Here is a 1,943-nt window from a genome sequence, read left to right on the forward strand (position 1 = left end):
GGCGCTGGTGGCGCTGCTGGCCGTGGTGCTGCCCCGGGGGGCGCGACGGCGCTGGCACCCGGCCGACCCGTCCTGATCACCGGACGCGGCCCGGGACCGCACCCGGGCCGCGCCGAGGCTCACTGGAACAGGTTGGCGTTGCGCTTCTCGGTGTCGAGGTAGTCGGCCGCGGAGTCCTCCACGGCGAGCTTGATGTCGCGCAGCATCGCCTGCAGGTCCTGCGAGGCGGCCCGCCACCGGGCCTGTCGCTGCTCGTAGGCCTCCCGCGCCTCGCCGGTCCAGCTCGACACCATCGGCGCCGCGTCCCGTTCGAGCTGCCCGAGCTGACTCTCCAGAGTGGTCAGCGCCCGTTGGATGTCCGCGCCGGCCTGTTGCAGGGCGGCGAAGTTGACGACCAGCACACCGTGCTCCATGAGTTCGATCCTTCCGATGGTCAGAGCGGCAGCTGGATGCCGCGGTTGGTGCCCGCCACCCGGCCGGCGGCCTCGGTGTCGGAGACGTCGTAGTGCCGGCCCGCGCTGCGGATCGCCGTGGCGGTCTCGCGCAGGGCCCGCTGAAGGGTCGCCTGGTCCTGCGCCCACTGCTGCTTGACCTGCTCGAACGAGCGCCCGCCTGCGCCCCGCCAGGCCTGCTGAAGCACCTCCAGCTCGGCCATCAGGCCGCTCAGCATGGTCTGCAACGACTGGTCGACCTGCTCGAACTTCGCGGCGGTCTGCTGCATCACCGCGGCTTCTGCCTGGGTCTGGGACATCCCCGACGTCACCTCGTCTCCTCGGTCGTGGTCGGCCACCGTGTGACCACCGTGGACTCGTCGGCGCGGGCCCGCCGCCCCCGGAGGGGGAAGAGGGGCGGCGGGGTGCACTGTCGACGATTTCGTCGCTGACGGTAGCGGTCTCACCTCAGTTCTGCTACCCCCCGGGCCTCCCCTGTGGACAACGCTCCCACTACGATGAGCCACGGCGGCGTCACAGGGCGGGCCGGACGGGGAGGTGCGGTGACCGCGAGCACGACCGGGAGACCCACGTACGGCGCCCCTCCCCGGTGGAGACGGTCGTCGCCGTCCGTGGCGCGCGCCGGCCAGCTCGTGACGACGCAGGTCGCGGCGGCCGTGCTGGTGGCCGCGATCGGCCGCGGCGTGGTGGTGACCGCCGTCGCGCTGCTCCTGGTCGCCCTGCTGCTGCCCGCCGCCTGGGTCCGGGTCCGGGGTCGCTGGCTGCACCAGTGGCTCACCGTCGGCGTCGCGCACCTGAGCCGCCGGCGTGCGCTGCCACCGACCGCCGACCCGGCGGCGCTGCTCGGCCTGGTCGCGCCGGACACGGTGGTGCAGGCCACGGAACTCGCCGGCGGACCCGCCGCCGTGCTGCACGACGCCGCCGGGATGACCGCGCTGCTGGAACTCGGCGACCCGGACGACCTGCTCGACGACCGGTCGGAAGCACTGCCGTCCCCGTTCGACCTGCTTCCCCCGGCCGGTCCGGAGAGCCCGCCGGTCCGGCTGCAACTGGTCCTCTCGACGTCGCCCGCGCCGACACCCGCCGTCGCGGCGGGTCCGGCCGGGACGTCCTACCGGCAGCTCACCGACGGCCGGATCGCCGGGCGGACCCGGGTCGTGCTGGCGATCCGGGTGGTCCGGGCGGACGGCTGGGCGGACGCCGAGTTGCTGCGGGCGCTCGCCGGCACGGTCCGACGGACGGCCCGCCGGCTCGGCCCGCTCGGCGGACGCCCCCTGGGGGTGCCGGCGGCGCTGCGGGTGATCGCCGAGACGGCCCACCACGAGCCCGGCGCACCGGTCCGGGAGACGTGGCCGCTGCTCACCGTGGGCGGACTGCGGCAGGCCACCTGGCGGTTGCGCCGGTGGCCGGATCCGCGCGGCGAGGCGGCCCGGGGCCTGCTGTCCCGGCTGCTGGCCGTGCCGGCCACCGCCACGACGGTCGCGCTCTGCG

2 protein-coding genes and 1 pseudogene are annotated in these 1,943 nt (G+C 75.4%); 1 reads left to right on the forward strand and 2 read right to left on the reverse strand.

Annotation, left to right across the window (positions count from 1 at the left end; translation table 11 throughout):
- Positions 1-119: 119 nt before the first annotated feature.
- Together HUW36_RS31910 and HUW36_RS31915 are read right to left on the reverse strand one after the other, a co-directional pair.
- Positions 120-413, reverse strand: a complete 294-nt coding sequence (locus HUW36_RS31910) for a WXG100 family type VII secretion target (RefSeq protein WP_174531462.1) — start codon at positions 411-413, stop codon at positions 120-122.
- Positions 414-433: 20 nt separating this feature from the next.
- A complete protein-coding gene (locus HUW36_RS31915; protein WP_174531463.1) occupies positions 434-751 on the reverse strand; it encodes a WXG100 family type VII secretion target in 318 nt (105 codons plus the stop codon).
- A 333-nt stretch (positions 752-1,084) separates the two neighbouring features.
- Here HUW36_RS31915 and HUW36_RS31920 point away from each other — a divergent pair.
- Positions 1,085-1,943 (forward strand): annotated as a pseudogene (locus tag HUW36_RS31920) (type VII secretion protein EccE); the annotation flags it as partial.

It is taken from the genome of Micromonospora maritima, from assembly GCF_902825405.1.
Classification (GTDB): domain Bacteria; phylum Actinomycetota; class Actinomycetes; order Mycobacteriales; family Micromonosporaceae; genus Micromonospora; species Micromonospora maritima.